General features: G+C 70.4%; 15 protein-coding genes. 8 read left to right on the top strand and 7 right to left on the bottom strand.

The genetic code is table 11. The features are described 5' to 3' along the window. The first annotated feature begins 31 nt into the window (after positions 1-31). From WFI52_RS04125 to WFI52_RS04105, 5 genes are all read left to right on the top strand, one after another. On the top strand, positions 32-1,585 hold the full coding sequence (locus WFI52_RS04125) for a family 20 glycosylhydrolase (protein WP_336625992.1): 1,554 nt from the start codon (positions 32-34) through the stop codon (positions 1,583-1,585). Then, entirely contained in the window at positions 1,582-2,718 is a 1,137-nt protein-coding gene (nagA, locus tag WFI52_RS04120; RefSeq protein WP_336625993.1) for an N-acetylglucosamine-6-phosphate deacetylase, read from the top strand. Before WFI52_RS04125 ends, nagA begins: the two co-directional genes overlap by 4 nt. Positions 2,719-3,083: 365 nt before the next feature. Continuing rightward, complete coding sequence (locus WFI52_RS04115; protein ID WP_336625994.1) at positions 3,084-4,793, top strand: sigma-70 family RNA polymerase sigma factor; 1,710 nt, start codon at positions 3,084-3,086, stop codon at positions 4,791-4,793. A gap of 44 nt (positions 4,794-4,837) precedes the next feature. Further along, positions 4,838-5,242, top strand: a complete 405-nt coding sequence (locus WFI52_RS04110; protein WP_336625995.1) for a YrdB family protein — start codon at positions 4,838-4,840, stop codon at positions 5,240-5,242. A gap of 2 nt (positions 5,243-5,244) precedes the next feature. Next, the gene (locus tag WFI52_RS04105; protein ID WP_336625996.1) at positions 5,245-6,615 is read left to right on the top strand and encodes an FAD-binding oxidoreductase; all 1,371 of its coding nucleotides are present in this window, start codon (positions 5,245-5,247) and stop codon (positions 6,613-6,615) included. 28 nt (positions 6,616-6,643) lie between these two features. Here the strand turns inward: WFI52_RS04105 and WFI52_RS04100 are convergent, their stop codons facing one another. From WFI52_RS04100 to WFI52_RS04075, 6 genes are all read right to left on the bottom strand, one after another. Further along, positions 6,644-7,423 (bottom strand): glucosamine-6-phosphate deaminase, encoded by a 780-nt coding sequence (locus tag WFI52_RS04100; RefSeq protein ID WP_336625997.1) that lies wholly within the window; start codon positions 7,421-7,423, stop codon positions 6,644-6,646. Then, entirely contained in the window at positions 7,416-8,375 is a 960-nt protein-coding gene (locus tag WFI52_RS04095) for an ROK family protein (protein WP_336625998.1), read from the bottom strand. The genes WFI52_RS04100 and WFI52_RS04095 overlap by 8 nt, the downstream gene beginning before the upstream one ends. Continuing rightward, positions 8,375-9,214 (bottom strand): carbohydrate ABC transporter permease, encoded by an 840-nt coding sequence (locus WFI52_RS04090; RefSeq protein WP_336625999.1) that lies wholly within the window; start codon positions 9,212-9,214, stop codon positions 8,375-8,377. The genes WFI52_RS04095 and WFI52_RS04090 overlap by 1 nt, the downstream gene beginning before the upstream one ends. Continuing rightward, on the bottom strand, positions 9,211-10,167 hold the full coding sequence (locus WFI52_RS04085) for a carbohydrate ABC transporter permease (RefSeq protein ID WP_336626000.1): 957 nt from the start codon (positions 10,165-10,167) through the stop codon (positions 9,211-9,213). Before WFI52_RS04085 ends, WFI52_RS04090 begins: the two co-directional genes overlap by 4 nt. 102 nt (positions 10,168-10,269) lie before the next feature. Then, positions 10,270-11,538: an extracellular solute-binding protein gene (locus WFI52_RS04080; RefSeq protein WP_336626001.1), complete on the bottom strand. Its 1,269-nt coding sequence runs from the start codon at positions 11,536-11,538 to the stop codon at positions 10,270-10,272. Positions 11,539-11,620: 82 nt separating this feature from the next. Beyond that, positions 11,621-12,802, bottom strand: a complete 1,182-nt coding sequence (locus WFI52_RS04075; protein WP_336626002.1) for an ROK family transcriptional regulator — start codon at positions 12,800-12,802, stop codon at positions 11,621-11,623. A 107-nt stretch (positions 12,803-12,909) separates the two neighbouring features. Here WFI52_RS04075 and WFI52_RS04070 point away from each other — a divergent pair, with 107 nt between their 5' ends. Together WFI52_RS04070 and WFI52_RS04065 are read left to right on the top strand one after the other, a co-directional pair. Continuing rightward, entirely contained in the window at positions 12,910-13,341 is a 432-nt protein-coding gene (locus WFI52_RS04070; RefSeq protein WP_336626003.1) for a hypothetical protein, read from the top strand. Between the two features lie 116 nt (positions 13,342-13,457). Further along, positions 13,458-14,933: a L,D-transpeptidase family protein gene (locus tag WFI52_RS04065; RefSeq protein ID WP_336626004.1), complete on the top strand. Its 1,476-nt coding sequence runs from the start codon at positions 13,458-13,460 to the stop codon at positions 14,931-14,933. Between the two features lie 111 nt (positions 14,934-15,044). On the opposite strand, the gene WFI52_RS04060 is transcribed toward WFI52_RS04065, so the two are convergent. Then, a complete protein-coding gene (locus tag WFI52_RS04060) occupies positions 15,045-17,261 on the bottom strand; it encodes an NADP-dependent isocitrate dehydrogenase (RefSeq protein WP_336626005.1) in 2,217 nt (738 codons plus the stop codon). 141 nt (positions 17,262-17,402) lie between these two features. Between WFI52_RS04060 and WFI52_RS04055 the strand changes: the two genes are divergently transcribed. Then, on the top strand, positions 17,403-17,855 hold the full coding sequence (locus WFI52_RS04055) for a GNAT family N-acetyltransferase (protein WP_336626006.1): 453 nt from the start codon (positions 17,403-17,405) through the stop codon (positions 17,853-17,855). Positions 17,856-18,039: the final 184 nt, after the last annotated feature.

The raw sequence follows: 18,039 nt of genomic DNA, 5'->3' as shown, positions 1-18,039 counted from the left end.
ATGCCATCACACACCCGCCGAATGGAGCAACGTGGCCCTCCCCGCCGTCGTCCCCGCCCCCGCCTCGATCGCCACGATCGGCGAAGCGGCCTTCTCCCTCCGAACGCAGACCGAGGTGGTCGGCGACGCGGATGCCGTGGCCGCCGCCCGCGCCCTCATCACGACGCGCACAGGTCTCGACGTCGGCCGCGCCGCGGGGACGGCCGGCCCCGCGATCACACTGCAGATCGACGGAAACGGCGATCCCGAGTCCTACCGGCTCCGGTCGTCCGCGGCATCCGTCACCATCACCGGCGCCGATGCGGCGGGCCTGCACTACGGCATCCAGACGCTCGGTCAGCTGATCAGCGGGACGGACGACGGCTGGGAGATCCCCGCCGTCCAGATCGACGACGCCCCGCGATTCGGATATCGCGGCGTCATGCTCGACGTCGCTCGCCACTTCTTCGACCCCGAGACCGTCAAGGCGTACATCGAGCGCGCCGCGAGCCTCAAGTTCAACGCGCTGCACCTGCACCTGAGCGACGACCAGGGCTGGCGACTCGAGCTGCGGTCGCGGCCGCTGCTCGCCGAGAGGGCGTCCGCGACGGCCGTCGGCGGCGACGCGGGGGGCTTCTACACGCAGGCCGACTACCGCGAGATCGTCGCCCATGCCGCAGCGCACCACATGATCGTCGTGCCCGAGTTCGACATGCCGGGCCACACGCACGCCGTCACCCTCGCCTACCCCGAACTCACCGAGCAGCCGCGGCTCGATGAGCACATGCTCGAGATCATCCGCGACTACGGCGGGGACGCGCCCGCGCACGGCGTGCCGTACGACGGCGTGGCGGTCGGATTCTCGTCGCTGAAGATCCACGACGAGGCGACCTACGCGTTCGTGGCCGACGTCTTCACCGAGCTCGCCGAGCTCACCCCGGGCCCGTACCTCCACCTCGGCGGCGACGAGGCACTCGGCACGCCACCCGAGGACTTCGCCCACTTCGTCGAACGCGCGAGCGCGATCGTCGCGGCGACCGGCAAGACACCGATCGCGTGGCACGAGGCGGGAGTCGCCGGCGCGCGCCTCGCTTCCGGCACGATCGGTCAGTACTGGGGGCTCCGCACGCCCACCGACGGCATGGACGAGAAGACCCGCGGTTTCGTCGCCGCCGGCGGCAGAGTCATCCTCTCCCCCGCCGACGCGATCTACCTCGACATGAAGTTCGACGCGGATGCCCCGCTGGGTCTCGTCTGGGCGGGCGTCGTCTCGGCGCGGCAGTCCTACGAATGGGACCCTGCGACCGTGATCGACGGCATCGGCGACGACGACATCCTGGGCGTCGAAGCGCCCCTCTGGGCCGAGACCGCGCGTACGCTGAGCGACATCGACGCCCTCGCCTTCCCCCGCATCGCCTCCGCCGCCGAAGCCGCCTGGTCTCCCGCGGCGGGCACGAGTGCGCTGCGCACGTGGGACTCGTTCGCCGCGCGTCTGGCCGCGATCGCGCCGCTGTGGACGCGCATGGGGATCGCGTTCACGCCGCTCCCCGACATTCCCTGGTCGGCATCGTCCGCGACGCCCTCGAACGAAACGGCGCGGGCATGACGACCGTCATCCACTCCGTCCGGCTCGTCGACGACGGCGCCGTGACCGACGACGCGTGGGTCGCGTTCGAGGGCGACACGGTGCTCCGCACGGGAACCGGCGACGCGTGGCGCGCCCTGCCGGCCGGCGATGCCTTCGACGGCGCCGGCGCGTACCTCGCACCGGGGTTCGTCGACATCCACGGGCACGGCGGCGGCGGGGCCGCGTTCGACGACGGCGCGGATGCGATCCGCATCGCTCGCGCCGTCCACCGCGCTCACGGCACGACGCGCGCCGTCCTCTCGCTCGTGACGGCGTCGATCGACGATCTCTCGGCGCGGGTCGCGCTGATCGCCGACCTCGCTGAGGACGACACCACGATCCTGGGGTCGCACCTCGAAGGCCCCTTCCTCGATCTCGGCCATAAGGGCGCGCACACCGCGAGTCTGCTGCGCGCGCCGGATGCCGCCGCCGTCGCCCGTCTCATCGACGCCGGCCGCGGCTCTGTGCGTCAGGTGACGCTCGCGCCCGAACTCCCCGGCGGCATCGACGCCGTCCGCCAGTTCGTCACCGGCGGTGTCGCGGTCGCCGTCGGCCACACGAACGCGACGGAGGACGAGGCATCCGCCGCGTTCGACGCGGGCGCGACGCTGCTGACGCATGCGTTCAACGCGATGCCCGGCATCCATCACCGCGCACCCGGGCCGATCCTCGCCGCGATGCGCGACGACCGCGTCACGCTCGAGCTGATCGCCGACGGCTTCCACGTGCATCCCGACGTCATCGCGCTCGCATTCGCGGGCGCGCCCGACCGCATCGCGCTCATCACCGACGCCATGGCCGCCGCCGGCGCGCCCGACGGCGACTACGAGCTGGGCGGGCTGGCCGTGCGCGTGATCGACGGCCAAGCGCGCCTCGTCGAGAACGGCGCGATCGCGGGCTCGACGCTGACGCAGGATGCCGCGCTCCGGCTCGTCGTCGCCGGCGGGCTGCCCCTCGCCGACGCCGTCGCGGCCGTCACCGCTGTACCCGCGCGGGCGATCGGCATGGCGGCGCGCCACGGCTCGCTGCGTCCGGGCGCCGCGGCGGACGCTGTGCTGCTCGACGGCGCGCTGCACGTCGCGGGCGTCTGGGTCGACGGCACGCGCATCTGACGGCGACGAACGAGCGGGGCGGGAGGCGCCCCCACGCCTGCCGCCCCGCTCTGTCCCCCTTGTCCGTCGCGTCGGGGTGTTCCCCCCGGTACCCCCGTCGCGACCGACGCGGCACGATCCTCCGTGCCTGTGACCGCAACGCCGCACGACCTCCCCCGAGGTGCGCGCGGATTCCGGCACACCCATGAGATGCAGCGAGTCGGGATCTATGACGCGACTTCCCCAAGAAATTTCCGTCGAGTGTGCGGACCCGTCGAGCCGCGCTCACAGGGAGCGTGCGGCCGGACTCCTGGGAGAATGGCGATAACCGCGTCATGATTCCGCCGAACGCGCGTCTCATGGGTGAACCCGACGACAGGACGAGCATGGACGAACACGCTGGACCGCGTGAGGATGTCGCTGACATCTCCGACGCGGACCTCGTGCTGCGCACGCGTTCGGGCGACAGCGCGGCCTTCGGCGAACTGTGGCGACGCCACTACCGCTCCGGCATCGTCGTGGCGGGGTCGATCACCTCGACCTTCGACGCCGACGACCTCGTCCAGGAGGCGTACGCGCGGATCTATCAGTCGATCGTGCGGGGCGGCGGACCGACCGGGTCGTTCCGCGCCTACCTCTTCACGAGCATCCGCAACACGGCCGCCGGCTGGGGACGCGCGAAGCGCGAAAGTCCGATCGACGAACTCGAGTTCGTGCCGGATCCGGATGCCGACGCGCACGCGACCGACGACGCGCTCGATCGCAGCCTGACCGCGCAGGCGTTCCGCTCGCTGCCGGAGCGGTGGCAGGAAGTGCTCTGGTACACCGAGATCGAGCAGATGAAGCCGGCGGAGATCGCGCCGCTGCTCGGCATGAAGGCGACGGCCGTCGCTCAGCTCGCCTTCCGCGCCCGGGAGGGGCTGCGCGAGGCCTGGATCCAGGCGCACCTGCGCTCGGTCGCCGACGGCTCGGACTGCCAGTGGACGATCGAGCGGCTCGGCGCGTATGCCCGCGGCAATCTCGGGCGTCGCGATCACGGCAAGGTCGAGGATCACCTCGGCGACTGCGCGCGGTGCACGATCGTCGCCGCCGAGGCGAAGGACGTCTCGCACCGCCTCGTCCTGGTTCTCCTGCCTCTCACGATCGGGGCGGGAGCCGCCGGCGCGTACCTCGCGGCGGTCCAGGGCGGCGGGGTGCCCATCGTCGCGCTGGCGGCGGGTGCTTCACCCACCCTCCCCGGAGCCGTGACCGTCGGCGGCGGGGCGACGGGCGGCGGGGCGGGAGCCGCCGGCGGCGCGGGCGGCGGCGCCGGTGGAGCCGGCGGCGCAGGTGCAGGTGCCGTGGGCGCAAGCGCGGGGGGCGCCCTCGGGACGGCCGCGATCGCGGGAATCGTCGGTGGCGTGCTCGTCGTCGGCGCCACGGTCGCCGCCTTCGCGATCCCCGGGCTTCTGCCGCAGCCGCAGGTAGCGGATGCCGCGACGGGCGCCGGTGCGGGCGACTCCGACACGGCAGCGTCCGGCGGCGGACCTGACGGATCCGCGCCGCTCGCACCCGGGCCGTCTCCGAGTGCGCTGCCCTCGTCACCGGTCGAAACAGTGGCCCCGCCCACCCCCGCGATGCCGTCGGTTCGCCCGGCCGTTCCGCCCGTCCGGGATGAGCGCGCCGCCGACCCCGCGCCGGCCCCGGTACCCTCTCCGTCGCCGACGCCCACTCCGGTTCCTACGGCCGCTCCGTCGCCGACACCGTCACCCACGGCGACTCCCACTCCGACTCCAACACCCACAGCGACTCCGACACCGACTCCCACGGCGACGGCCGGTCCGTCCCTGCCGGAAGGCTCCCCGAACGCAACCGCGACCTACACGTGGGGCGTGCTGGCCGCCGTGGTCCAGGTCACCGGGCAGCCCGACAGCGAGGTCGTCGTCCGAGTCGGCACGGCCGTTCGGGGCACCGCGCGGGTCGGCGCGGACGGTCACGTGACGATGAACGTGCCGACGAACTGGGACGAGGTCTCGAACAAGGCGATCGAGATCGCCTACCGCTCGGGCGAGGACACCGGACCGTGGAGCGACGTCCCGGTCACGCGCATCCGGTGACCCCGCCGCGGATCGGGCCGACACGCCCCGCGTAGACTGGAGGCATGTCCGATCTGCCGCACGTCCGTCCCGCCGCACCCGAGCAGCCGGCGACGACGACGGCAGCCGGCACGCGCCCCGCACTCGACGCCATCGACGTCATCGCGTTCCTCTGCGAACTCTTCGCCTTCGGCACTCTCGCCGTCTGGGGCTTCACGGCGTGGCCGTTCCCATGGAACATCGTGCTCGGCATCGCGACCCCGCTCGTCGCGATCCTCCTGTGGGCGTTGTTCGTCTCCCCGCGCGCGGTGTTCGCCGTGCACCCGTTCGTGCGCGCGCTGGTCGAACTCCTCGTCTACGCCGCGGCCACGATCGTGTGGTGGACCAGTGGCAGCGCCTGGATCGGCATCGCCTTCGCTGTCGTGGCGGTGACGGTGGGACTCATCGCCGGACGTCGTCGCCTCACCTGAAGATGGCATCCGAGACCGACGTCGTCACGCAGCTGCGGCGTACGCTCGCCGAACGTGTCGACACCGATCCCGCCCACCTCGAGGCCGCTCGGACCGACAAGTCGGGGCACGCGGCGCAGGGGCGTCCCCTCGCGATCGTCCACGCGGCATCCGTCGCCGACGTGCAGGAGGCGCTGCGCATCGCGCACGCCACCGGAACGCCCGTCGTCACGCGCGGGGCGGGCACGGGTCTCGCCGGCGGGGCGAACGCAGGGGCCGGGGAGATCGTCCTGTCGGTGCGCCGCATGGACCGCATCCTCGAGGTGCGTCCCGACGACCTGATCGCCGTGGTCGAACCCGGCATCCTCAATGCCGACCTGAATCGCGCTCTCGCCGAGGACGGGCTGTGGTGGGCACCAGACCCGGCGAGCCGCGAGATCTCGACCGTCGGCGGCAACATCGCAACGGGCGCCGGCGGGCTCCTCTGCGCGAAGTACGGCGTCGTGCGCGACGCGGTCCTCGGCGTCGACCTCGTCCTCGCAGATGGTCGTCTGCTCCGCCTCGGTCACCGCAGTGTGAAGGGTGTGACGGGCCTTGATCTGACGTCGCTCGTGATCGGGTCGGAGGGCACGCTCGGCGTCGTCGTCGGTGCGACGCTCAAGCTGCGGCGGCTCATCGCCGGACAGACGCGCACGCTCACGGCATCGTTCCCCGACGTCCGCCACGCGGCCGGCGCCGCCGCGGCGGTCACCGCGTCGGGAGTCCAGCCGGCGATCATGGAGCTGATGGATGCCGCGTCCCTCGACGCCGTGCATCGCCTTCTCGGCCTCCCCGCGCCCGACGCGGGCGCTGCGCAGTTGACGATCCAGACCGATGGCCCGACGGCGTCGGAGGAGGCGGAGTCGATCGCCGCGATCCTCGCCGCATCCGGGGGCGCGGTGCGCCTGGCCGTGGACGATGCAGAGGCCGACCTGCTCTGGCGGATCCGCCGATCGATGCACCCCGCGATGGAGACCCTCGGCACGGCGCTCATCGAGGACGTCTCGGTCCCCCGGAGCGCACTCCCGGACATGTTCGACGAGATCGCCCGGATCGAGCGCACCTACGGGCTCGCCATCCCGACCGTGTGCCATGCCGGTGACGGCAACCTGCACCCGAACTTCATCGTCGAGGGACCCGAGGTCCCCGACCACGTCTGGGAGGCCGCGGGCGAGCTGTTCCAGGCGGCGCTGCGCCTCGGCGGCACCCTCACGGGAGAGCACGGCGTCGGCATCCTCAAGCGGCGCTGGCTCGCCGACGAGCTCGGCCCCGATCAGTGGGAGCTGCAGCGCGCGATCACGCGCGTGTTCGACCCCGCCGGCATCCTGAACCCCGGCAAGGTGTTCGCGCCCTGACGCCGGCTCGCCCGATGCGGACGACGGGTCAGAGCCCCTGCCACGCGGGCTTGTTCGCGAACGCGTAGCGGTAGTAGTCGGCGTGCGCGAGCTGCGAGGCGGCCGCGTCGTCGACGACGACCGTCACATGCGGGTGCAGCTGGATCGCCGACCCCGGGAGCGACGACGTCACCGGCCCCTCGACGGCTCCCGCGACCGCGGCGGCCTTTCCCTCGCCGAAGGCGAGCAGGAACAGGTGCTTCGCCTCGAGGATCGTTCCGAGCCCCTGCGTGATGCAGTGCATCGGCACATCGTCGACCGAGTCGAAGAAGCGGGCGTTGTCCTCGCGAGTCTGCTCGATCAGCGTCTTCACGCGCGTGCGCGACGCGAACGACGACCCGGGCTCGTTGAAGCCGATATGACCGGAGGTCCCGATGCCGAGGATCTGCAGATCGATGCCGCCGGCCTCTGCGATCGCGCGCTCGTAGTCCTCACCCGCGTGCGAGATCGTCGCCAGGTCGCCGTTCGGCGTGTGGATGAGGGCGGGATCGAGACCGAGCGGCTCGACGACCTCCTTCGTGATCACCGAGCGGTAGCTCTCCGGGTGGTTCGGGTCGATGCCGACGTATTCGTCGAGCGCGAACCCGCGCACGCGGGAGAGGTCGAGGCCGGCGACGCGTGGACGCAGCGCTTCGTAGACGCTGAGGGGCGTCGACCCCGTCGCAAGACCCAGCACGGCGTCGGGCCGCGCGGAGATGAGCTTCACGATCGCGTCGGCGACGAGCACCCCCGCTGCCGCGGCGGACGGGACGATGACGATCTCAGCCATGGGCGACTGCCTCCTGTTCGGTTGCGCTGGCCCCGACCAATGCGGCGCCGACGGCCGCAGCGGGCGATCCGGGGGGCAGAAGCTCCACCCGCTCGACCAGACGAAGGGACCTCATGAACGGCGATGCCACGGCGCTCGCGGCAAGATCGTCCTTCACGAGGCTCAGCATACGATCCCCGAGGGCGGTGACGCCTCCCCCGAGGATGACGCGATCGACGTCCGCAGACAGCACGATCACGCGGATGGCGGACGCGACACCGTACGCAAGCCCGGCCCGCAGCGCGATCGCCTCGGCATCGCCGGCATCCGCCGCATCGAAGACGTCGAGCACGGGCAGCATCGACGCGCGACCCCAGCGTTCGGCGATGGCGCCGCCGCCGCAGAAGGCTTCGATGCAGCCGAACTGACCGCATTTGCAGAGCGGGCCGTTCGGGTCGACCGAGATGTGCCCGACTTCGCCGGCCGTGCCGTGCGCGCCACGCCACAGCTCGCCGTCTCGGACGAAACCCGCCGCAACCCCCGTGCCGAGGTTGAGGTATGCGAGCGAGCGCGGCCTCGCCGTCGCCGCCTCGGCAACGGCGTCCGAGAAGCCGTGCAGAGCGTAGGCGCCGATCGCGGCGGCCTTCACGTCGTTCTCGGCGCGGACGGGAACACCCACGACGCCACCGACGGCGGCGGCGAGGTCCAGTTCGCCGACGCCGAGGTTGACGGCGTGCGTCACGGTCGCGCTGCCCGGGGCGACCTGCCCCGGCATCCCGATGCCGATGGACCGGAACTCCGCGGGCCGGATGCCGACGGCGCCGGCGAGTTCGGCGACGAGGCTCAGCACGGTCTGGACGACCGCATCGGGACCCCACCCGGTGGGGCGCCGCACCCGCGCGAGGATCTCCTCGCCGGGCGCAACGACCACCGCGTCGGTCTTGGTACCACCGACGTCGAACCCGAGTCGCATCAGCCCTTCACCGCTCCCGACACGAGACCGCTCGTCATCTTGCCCTGCACGATGAGGAAGAAGACGATCACCGGGATGGCCATGAGGGTGGAGCCGGCCATGACGACGGCCCAGTCGGTCGCCTTCGTGGCCTGCACGAAGCTGCGCAGCCAGATCGGCAGGGTCTCCATCTCGGGGCGGGTCATGATGACCAGCGCGAAGACGAACTCGTTCCACGCCTGGATGAAGGCGAAGATGCCGGTCGAGACGAGTCCGGGCGCCAGAAGCGGGAAGGTGACCCGCCAGAACGCCTGAGTGCGCGTACAGCCGTCGATCATGGCGGCCTCTTCGAGGTCGGCGGGGATGCCGTTGACGAAGCCGCGCAGCGTCCAGATCGTGAACGGGAGCACCATCGCGATGTAGACCGCGGCGAGACCGATGACGGTGTTGAGAAGCTGCCAGCCGTCGAGGACGCGGAACGTCGAGATGATCATCGCTTCGGCGGGGATCATCTGGATCACGAGGATCGCGACGATGAACGTCTTCCGCGAGCGGAACCGGTAGCGCGAGACGGCGATCGAGGCGAGGAACGCGAAGACGAGCGCTGTGACGAGCGTGAGGAGCGTCACCGCGAGCGAGATGCCGAGGGCGGGCACGAATCCGCCGTTCCACGCGGCCTCGAAGCTCTTCAGGGTGAACTGGTCGGGCCAGAAGTGCGGCACGTCGCTCTTGACCGCCGAGCCCGGCAGGAGGGCCGTGTTGACCATCCAGTAGACCGGGAACACGGAGCAGGCGAAGACCACGATGGCGGCGGCGTTCAGGGCGACACGGCCGGTGATCCGGCGCGTACGGGCGCTCACGACTCGTCCTCCTTCAGCATGGTGCGGATGTAGTAGGCGGAGATCGCGAGAAGGATGATCACGAGCAGGACCGAGATCGCCCCACCGGAGCCGAGGTCGCCGGTGGCCATCGAGACCGAGTAGATGTAGACGCCGATGGTGTTGGTGTCGGCGCGGATGCCGCCGACGGTCTGCAGCGCGTAGATCTGGGCGAAGACGCGGAGATCCCAGATCACCTGCAAGATGAGCAGGACCACGAGAATCGACCGGACGTACGGCAGCACGATGAAGCGGAAGCGCTGCCAGGCGCTCGACCCGTCGAGGGATGCCGCTTCGAGCACCTCGTCCGGGACCTGTGAGAGGCCGGCATAGGTCGAGAAGGCGACGAAGGGGATCGCGCCCCACGTGATGATGATGGCGGCGACGCCGAAGAAGCTCAGGGGATCGGACAGCCAGCTGTGGCCGATCCAGTTCTGCCCGGTGATCTGCGTCAGCAGGTAGTTCACGAGGCCGTACGACGTGTCGAAGATCCAGCCCCAGACGATGGTGCCGGTGAGTGCCGGCATGGCCCAGGCGAGCAGCAGGCCGACCGAGACGACCGTGCGCATGACCTTGCCGAGGGATTTCATCATGAGGGCGATCGCGACGCCGAAGACCATCGTCGCCGCAGCGCACACGACCATGAGGCCGAAGCTGCGCCCGAGGACGACCCAGAACTCCGAGTCCGTGAGGACCTTGATGTAGTTATCGAACCAGACGAAGCTCGGCGGGGCGCCGAAGATCTGTTCGCGGCCGTACTTCTGGAACGACATGATGATCAGTTGCAGAAGCGGCCAGCCGATGAAGACGACGAGCATCACGAGCGCGGGCAGCAGGAGCGCGAGCGGCGTGCCGTCGAAGGGACGGCGGCGGCGCGGGGTGGGCGCCTCGGGAGCGGGGTGCGTCAACTCGGGGGAGATTGTCGTCGAGGTCATCGCGCGATCTCCTTCCGTGGGTCGAGGGGGGGTTCCCCCGGGGTTTCGGGACCCCGGGGGAACCGGTGGCGGGAATCACCCGCCGGGTCAGGCTGCGGGGGATCAGCCGTTGAGGATGGACTCGATCTGGGTGTCGAGTTCCGTAGCGAGCGCCTTGACGTCGCCGCCCTGCGCGACCTTCACGAAGAAGTCCTGCAGGAGGCCCTTGGCCTCGACGTCGGCCCACTTGGGCGATGCCGGGGTGAGCTTCGCGTTCGCCGCGGCATCCGCGATGACCTTCGCGAGCTCCGGCGTCGCCGCGGCGACGTCCTTACCGAGCGACTTCTTGGCCGGCACGAGGCCGCCCTTCGCAAGGATCTCCTGGTAGTCGTCGCTGAGCATGATCTTCAGCGCGCTCTTGGCGAGGTCGGCGTGCGACGACTTGGCCGCGATGCCGATGTTCGAGCCACCGGCGAAGACCTTGGCCGCGCCGCCGTCCTTGCCCGGCAGGGCGTAGTAGCCGAGCGAGTTGGTGAGGGCCGTGTCGGCCTTGTCCTCGTCGGCCACGATCGACCAGTACGCCCAGCTCGGAGCGGAGAGGGTCGCAGCCTTCTCAGTGCGGAACGGGACCCATGCCTCGGTCTCGTCGCCGTCCTTGGGGGCGAGCGAAGAGGCCATGACCTCCTGGACCTGCGTGATGCCCGCGACGGAGGCGTCGCTCGACATCTGCGCGTCCCACTTGCCGTCCTTCTGCACGGCGATCTCGCCGCCGTTCTCCCAGATGAAGGGGAGCGCGTTGTACCAGTCCTTGCCGGGGAAGTAGACGCCCGAGACGCCCGGGAGCGCCGCGGCGAGCTTACCCGCGTTGGAGACGTAGTCGCCGAGGGTCGTCGGCACCGAGACGCCGGCCGTCTGGTACTGGGCCGTGTTGTAGAACACGACGCGCGCGCCCGAGTAGTACGGCGCGGCGTACAGCTTGCCGTCCCAGGAGCCCGCCTCCACGAAGCCGGGGAGCAGGTCGTCGCCGCCCAGGTCCGACTGGATGTCGGAGATGTCCAGGAGCGCGCCCGACGAGGTGAATGCCGCAGCCTGCGTGTTGCCCATCTCGACGATGTCGGGGGTGTCGTTCGACGACAGGCTCGTCGTGAGCTTGTCGACGAGGCCCGTCCACTGCTGCTCCTCGATGACGATCTTCGAACCGGGGTTCTCCTCGGCGAAGGTCTTCGTCAGGTAGTCGCGCGCATCCTGCGGCGTGTCGGTGCCGACGAGCCAGACGCGCAGCTCTGCGCCCTCCGGCGTGGCGGAGTTGCCACCGGAGGTGCCGCCTGCGCAGCCGGCGAGAACGACAGCCGAAGCGCCGAGGAGCGCGAGGGCTCCGAGCTTCTTGTTCATGGTGTCTTCCTTTTTTCTTGGTGTTCCCTTGGGGTCGGGGGACGGGAACTCCGACCGACCCATCCGGGGGGATTGGTGAGGGCTATGAGACCCCGAGCTGTCCGGAGAGGACCATGACGGCCGCGCCGCGCAGGACGATGTCCTGCCCCTCGGCCGTCATCCGTACCTGCACGCCGTCGTGGAACTCGGCGAGTGTGCGCGCACGCAGTGTCTCGACGGTCGCCTCGGCGAGCGTGCCTTCGAGTAGTTCGGGGGGGCCGGAGAGGACGATCTCCGACAGGTCGAGCGCGCCGACGACAGGCGCCAGTGCGATGCCCAGCCGCTCCCCCGCGCCCTGCAGGACGGCGTCGCGGTCGACACCGGGCTCGGCGAGCGCACGGCGCAGCGAGGGCTCGGAGAGCCAGGCTTCGAGGCATCCGACCTTGCCGCAGACGCACACCGGTCCGCCGTCGGTTCCGACGGTGACGTGTCCGATCTCGCCGGCGGCGAAGCGGCTGCCGAGCATCGGCTGGCCGCTCGCCAGCAGACCCGAGCCGACACCGCGGCCGACGCGGACGAGAAGCACGTCCTCCCCCGAACCGCCGAAGGTGTACTCGGCGAGGACGGCGGCGTTCGCATCGTTGGCGACGAGGACCGGCAGCGACACCTCGGCGCCCAGGATGTGTTCGAGGTCGACGGCGGTCCAGCCGAAGTTCGGAGCGGTCTGCACGACGCCGTGGTCGTCGACGATACCCGGCGAGCCGACACCGATTCCGAGCACGGGCGCGTGCGCATCTTCGACGAGCGCGCGTACGAGCGCGATGACCGTCGCGAGGATGTCGGAGCGCTCCGCCGGGACGTCGACGTCGTGACGCGCGACGATCTCGCCGTCGAGCGTGAGCACGGCGCCGAGGAACCGGTCACTGCGCGAGAGGTCGACACCGATGATGCGATGACCCTCGCGGTCGAGGTCGACGAGGATCGCGGGCTTGCCGGGGCCGGCCGCTTCGCGCACGCCGCGCTCCGCGACGTAGCCGTCGTCGATGAGCTCGGCGACGAGATCCGAGATCGTGACGCGCGTGAGCCCCGTCTCGCGGGAGAGATCCGCCCGCGACATGGCACCCTGGTGGAAGAGGGTCTGCAGCACGAGCGATCGGTTGTGCGCCCGGGCGTGCTCGGGCAGGACCTTCGCGGCCTGTCGCAGCGCGCGGCTCGACCCGAAGGAACGCCCCGCCCGCGGGGTGTTCTCGACGGAGGGGCTCCGTTGCGTGTCCGATCCTGGCATGTTTGTTAGTAAACCTTACGAACAAACCATTTGCAAGCGCGCCCCACGACCCGAATGGCGTGTTTACACAACCGTTACACGTCATCCCCACGAGAGGAGCCGGTCCCATGCTTCGTCGGACCCGCCGCGGGCTCATCGCCCTCACCCTGGCCGGAGCGCTTGCGCTCGCGGGCTGCACCGCCGGCACCGGCACTGCCCCGACCGCCTCGGCGCAAGACGTCGGTACGGCGTGCGCCGCAGTGCGGGAGAACGTGGCGGATGCCGCGGAACGCCTGACGCAGCTCGACGTCACCGACCCGCAGGCCTCCGCCCGCGTCATGGGCGATGTCGCCGCCTCCCTCTCCGACGCCGCGGGCGAGATCGACAACCCCGAGATCGCCGGCCTTCTCCCCGAACTCCAGAAGGGATTCACGCACGCCGCGGACGCCCTCGGCGCGATCGCGTCAGGGGATCTGACGCAGCTCGCGGCGCTGCAGTCCGCGACCGCCGGCATCCAGGAATCGTTCGCCGCCTTCACGAAGCTGTGCCCGTCCCCGTGATGCTTCCGTGACGCCCGTGCACCCCTTCTCCCCCGGCCAGCGGCTGCTTTTCGCGTACCATTGAGGGGCGGAACAGCGCAGACGCGCGCTGCTCCGCCTCTACCGGGGGGTGCGCAGTGACCGATCTGGCTTCGAAGTCGGAGACCGAGGGCGAGTCGGGCGCGCCCGAAAGTGGCGATGCTGCCGCGACAACCGTGATCGCCGCTGACACCCCCGCGGCTCCGCTCGAGTGGGCTCCCGCCGAGCCCGCCAAGCGCAGCCGCAAGAAGCTCTGGCTGTGGATCGGCGTCCCTGCGGCGCTCGTGGTGGCCGGGGTCGCCGCGGCATCCACTCTGCTCATCGCGCCCGGCACGACGGTCGGCGGAGTTCCCGTCGGCTTCATGACGGCCGGCGCCGCGACAGACGCCATCGACCAGCGGATCGCCGCCACCTCCGTCACGATCGACGGCACGGGAGCGACGGTCACGGGCGCCGAGCTCGGCGCCAAGGTCGACGCAGCGGCTCTCGCCGACGCCGCGTTCCAGCAGCGGCCGATGTGGAACGTCGCGCAGTGGTTCGGCGACCCGCTGGATGCGACCGTGACGCTCGACGAGGACCGCGCGACCGATGCCCTGCGCGCCGCCGCCCCGTCCGCCTACACGGACCCGACCCCCGCCGCCGTGTCGTTCACGGGATCCGGCTTCACCGTCACGCCCGCGGTCGACGGCACGGGGATCGACGTGGACCAGGTCGCGGGCGCCCTGCACGACGCGCTCGCTGCCGGCCAGACCGACATCTCGATCACACCCGAACCCTTCGCCGTGCCCGCCGCCGCCGACACGACGAAGGCGCAGGCGGCCGCCGACAAGGTCAACGCCCTGCTCCAGAACATCGGCTTCTACGTCGGCGAAGAGCGCACGGTGCCGATCGACGCGGCGACGGCGGCGAGTTGGCTGACCGTCAGCGCCAATCGCGCCGGCACCTTCACGATCTCGGCCGACCCCGCGAAGATCCAGGCGTCGGTGGACGCCCTGCCCGCCCTCGTCAACCGCGCCCCGGTCAACGGCGCCGTCGTGACGGATGCCGAGGGCACCGTCCTCGAGACGACGACGCCCGGGGCGGACGGACGCACGCTCGGCGACACCGCGGCGGTCGCGAAGAACTTCGCCGCACAGCTCGGCGACGGCAACGGCGTCTACGCCCTCCCCGTACAGGTCACCCCCGCGGTGATGGCGACGTCGGCGCGGATGGTCGAGGTCAACCTGTCGGAGCAGATGCTCTACATGAAGGAGAACGGGCAGGTCATCGACTCGTGGCCGATCTCGAGCGGCATCGCCGAGTCCCCCACGACCGTCGGTCACTTCACGGTGCAGTCGCACCACGACGTGCAGACCATGACGTCGTCCTCGGCCACCGACGACTACTGGAACTACGAGGTCCCGAACGTCCAGTGGATCATGTACTACTACGGCGGCGAGGCGCTCCACGGCGTGTACTGGCACAACGACTTCGGCAACCCGCGCAGCCACGGCTGCGTCGGCATGCCCAACTGGCGCGCCAAGGAGATCTACGACTGGCTGCCCAACGGCGGCGACGTGTGGATCCACAACTGAGTCGCCCGATCACGACGCGCGCCCGCGGCGCGGGCGCGCTCGACCGCCGGGCCTGACCGCAACGACGAAGCGGCGGATGCCGAGGCATCCGCCGCTTCGTGATGGCGTCGCTCAGAGGGCGTCGATCACCGCGTTGAGCGTCTGCGACGGGCGCATCACCTCGGCGACCTTGACGGCGTCCGGGTGGTAGTAGCCGCCGATGTCGACCGGGTGCCCCTGCACCGCGTTCAGCTCCTCGACGATCTGCGCCTCGGCATCCGTCAGCTTCTGCGCAATCGGCGCGAAGGCGGCCGCGAGCGCGGGGTCGGCGGTCTGACGCGCGAGCTCCTGCGCCCAGTAGAGGCCCAGATAGAAGTGGCTGCCGCGGTTGTCGATCGTTCCCAGCGCGCGGCCGGGCGAACGGTCCTCCTCGAGGAACGTGCCGGTCGCGGCATCGAGGGTGTCGGCGAGCACCTTGGCCGAGGCGTTGCCGGTGTACTCGGCGAGGTGTTCGAACGATGCCGCGAGAGCGAAGAACTCGCCCAGCGAATCCCAGCGCAGGTAGTCCTCTTCGAGGAGCTGCTGCACGTGCTTGGGGGCGGATCCCCCGGCGCCCGTCTCGAACAGTCCACCACCGGCGAGGAGGGGGACGATCGAGAGCATCTTCGCCGACGTGCCGACCTCGAGGATCGGGAAGAGGTCGGTCAAGTAGTCGCGCAGAACGTTGCCGGTGACCGAGATGGTGTCCTCGCCGCGGCGCAGGCGCGCGAGGGTGTAGCGGGTCGCCTCGGCCGGGGGCAGGATCACGATCGTGATGTCGTGGGTCTCGAGCGTCGCGAGCGCCTGGTGCACCTTGCCGATGAGCTGGGCGTCGTGCGCCCGGTTGACGTCGAGCCAGAACACCGCGGGAACACCCGTCGCACGCGCGCGTGTGACCGCGAGACGCACCCAGTCCATGATCGCGATGTGCTTCGTCTGCGTCGCGCGCCAGATGTCGCCCCGCTCGACGCGGTGCTCGATGAGCACGGTGCCGGCCGAGTCGAGCACCTCCACGACGCCGTCCGCCGGGATCTCGAAGGTCTTGTCGTGGCTGCCGTACTCCTCCGCCGCCTGCGCCATGAGCCCGACGTTGGGCACAGTGCCGATGGTCGCGGGGTCGAGCGGACCGTTCGCGATGACGTCGTCGATGACGGCCTGGTAGACGCCCGCGTACGACGAATCGGGGATCACCGCGATGGTGTCCTCCTCTTCGCCGTCCTTGCCCCAGAGCTTTCCGCCGTTGCGCACGAGCGCGGGCATCGAGGCATCCACGATGACGTCGGAGGGGACGTGCAGGTTCGTGATGCCCTTGTCGCTGTTGACGTAGCTGAGGCGCGGGCCCGACTCGAGGTCCTGCGCGATGCGGGCGGAGATCGCGTCACCGCCGTCGAGCTCGCCGAGCCCGGAGAGGATCGCGCCGAGGCCGTTGTTGCCGTTCAGACCTGCCGCCGCGAGCTGCGCCCCGTAGGCGTCGAAGACATCGGCGAAGAACGCGCGGACGACGTGGCCGAAGATGATGGGGTCCGAGACCTTCATCATCGTCGCCTTGAGGTGCACCGAGTAGAGCACGTTCTCGGCCTTCGCCTGCGCGATCGTCTCGGCGAGGAACGCGTCGAGTGCTTTCGCAGAGAGGAACGTCGCGTCGATGACTTCGCGCGGAAGGACCTTGAGTCCCTCCTTGAGCACCGTGACGGTGCCGTCGGTCGCCGTGTGACGGATCGTCAACACGTCGTCGTGGGCGGCGATCCAGCTCTTCTCGTTGCTCTTGAAGTCGTCGTGACCCATCGTCGCGACGCGCGTCTTCGAGCCCTGCGCGAACGCCTTGTTGCGGTGCGGGTGCTTCTTGGCGTAGTTCTTGACCGCGAGAGGCGCGCGGCGGTCGCTGTTGCCCTCGCGCAGCACCGGGTTGACGGCCGACCCCTTGATGCGGTCGTAGCGCGCGCGGATGTCCTTCTCCTCGACGGTTCCGGCCTCGTCCGGGTAGTCGGGGATGTCGTAGCCCTGGCCCTGCAGCTCTGCGATCGCCGCCTTCAGCTGCGGGATGGATGCCGAGATGTTGGGCAGCTTGATGATGTTCGCTTCCGGCAGCGTCGCGAGCCCGCCGAGCTCGGCGAGCGCATCCCCGACCTGCTGCTCGGGCGTGAGGCGCTGGGGGAACGCCGCGAGGATGCGACCGGCGAGAGAGATGTCGCGCGTGTCGATGTCGACTCCGGCCTGGCCCGCGAACGCCTTCACGATCGGCAGGAACGAGGCGGTGGCCAGTGCCGGCGCCTCGTCGGTGTGGGTGTAGATGATGGTGGAATCAGGCACGTCTGAACTTCCTCTATCGAGCGTCGCGGGGTCGCCTCCCACCCTACCGCACGCGACGAAAGTATCTCGACGTCGAGATACTTTGCCTCGTGTCGACGAATGGACGATGCCGGCTCCCACGCGACCCGCTAGCCTGGAGACATGACCGAGCTGCGCCTCGTGGAACTGTCCGCCGCGACGATCGTCGCGGTCAACGCCCTGTCCCTCAAGCCCGGGCAGGAGGCGTTCATCGCCCCGACCAGCTACGCGGTCGCCGGCGCTGTCGTCAATCCGGCCACCTCCTGGCAGCGCGTCGTGCTCGACGGGGACGAGGTCGTCGGGTTCGTGAGCGCGAACTTCGATGAGGAGGCCGAGAAGGATCACTTCCGGTCGGTGCTCTGGCGGATCAACGTGGATGCCGACGACCAGGGCCGCGGCGTCGGCCGCTTCGCCGTGGAGAAGCTGCTCGACGAGGCGCGCTCGCGCGGCATGGATCGCGTCGACGTCATCTACGAGGCCGGCCAGGGCGGCCCCGAGGCGTTCTTCAGCCGCGTGGGGTTCGTCCCCGTCGACGAGACCGAGTACGGCGAGGTCATCGCCGAGATCCGTCTCTAGTCCCGGCATCGCCCCGTCGCACCGTGCCGGGCTGCGCACGCCGCGCAGACTCCGGATTCGCAGAAGTGCAACGGAATCGCACGCCACGGCGCCGACTCTGCGACTCTGGTGCCGTTCTGCGCATCGGCAGCACGGTGCGGGTGTCGCTTCTCGTACGCGGAGATCGTCTACGCCTGGCCCGCCG

Source organism: Microbacterium sp. MMO-20 (assembly GCF_037147735.1).
Classification (GTDB): Bacteria; Actinomycetota; Actinomycetes; order Actinomycetales; family Microbacteriaceae; genus Microbacterium.
The sequence above is the reverse complement of the archived record's forward strand: the minus strand, read 5'-3'. Positions and strand labels throughout refer to the sequence as shown.

What these genes read in the sequence shown, in the direction of transcription:
- nagA (WP_336625993.1), top strand. Translation starts at nt 1,582, where the DNA reads ATGACGACCGTCATCCACTCCGTCCGGCTCGTCGACGACGGCGCCGTG.
- WFI52_RS04115 (WP_336625994.1), top strand. Translation starts at nt 3,084, where the DNA reads ATGGACGAACACGCTGGACCGCGTGAGGATGTCGCTGACATCTCCGAC.
- WFI52_RS04110 (WP_336625995.1), top strand. Translation starts at nt 4,838, where the DNA reads ATGTCCGATCTGCCGCACGTCCGTCCCGCCGCACCCGAGCAGCCGGCG.
- WFI52_RS04105 (WP_336625996.1), top strand. Translation starts at nt 5,245, where the DNA reads ATGGCATCCGAGACCGACGTCGTCACGCAGCTGCGGCGTACGCTCGCC.
- WFI52_RS04100 (WP_336625997.1), bottom strand. Translation starts at nt 7,423, where the DNA reads ATGGCTGAGATCGTCATCGTCCCGTCCGCCGCGGCAGCGGGGGTGCTC.
- WFI52_RS04095 (WP_336625998.1), bottom strand. Translation starts at nt 8,375, where the DNA reads ATGCGACTCGGGTTCGACGTCGGTGGTACCAAGACCGACGCGGTGGTC.
- WFI52_RS04085 (WP_336626000.1), bottom strand. Translation starts at nt 10,167, where the DNA reads ATGACCTCGACGACAATCTCCCCCGAGTTGACGCACCCCGCTCCCGAG.
- WFI52_RS04080 (WP_336626001.1), bottom strand. Translation starts at nt 11,538, where the DNA reads ATGAACAAGAAGCTCGGAGCCCTCGCGCTCCTCGGCGCTTCGGCTGTC.
- WFI52_RS04075 (WP_336626002.1), bottom strand. Translation starts at nt 12,802, where the DNA reads ATGCCAGGATCGGACACGCAACGGAGCCCCTCCGTCGAGAACACCCCG.
- WFI52_RS04070 (WP_336626003.1), top strand. Translation starts at nt 12,910, where the DNA reads ATGCTTCGTCGGACCCGCCGCGGGCTCATCGCCCTCACCCTGGCCGGA.
- WFI52_RS04055 (WP_336626006.1), top strand. Translation starts at nt 17,403, where the DNA reads ATGACCGAGCTGCGCCTCGTGGAACTGTCCGCCGCGACGATCGTCGCG.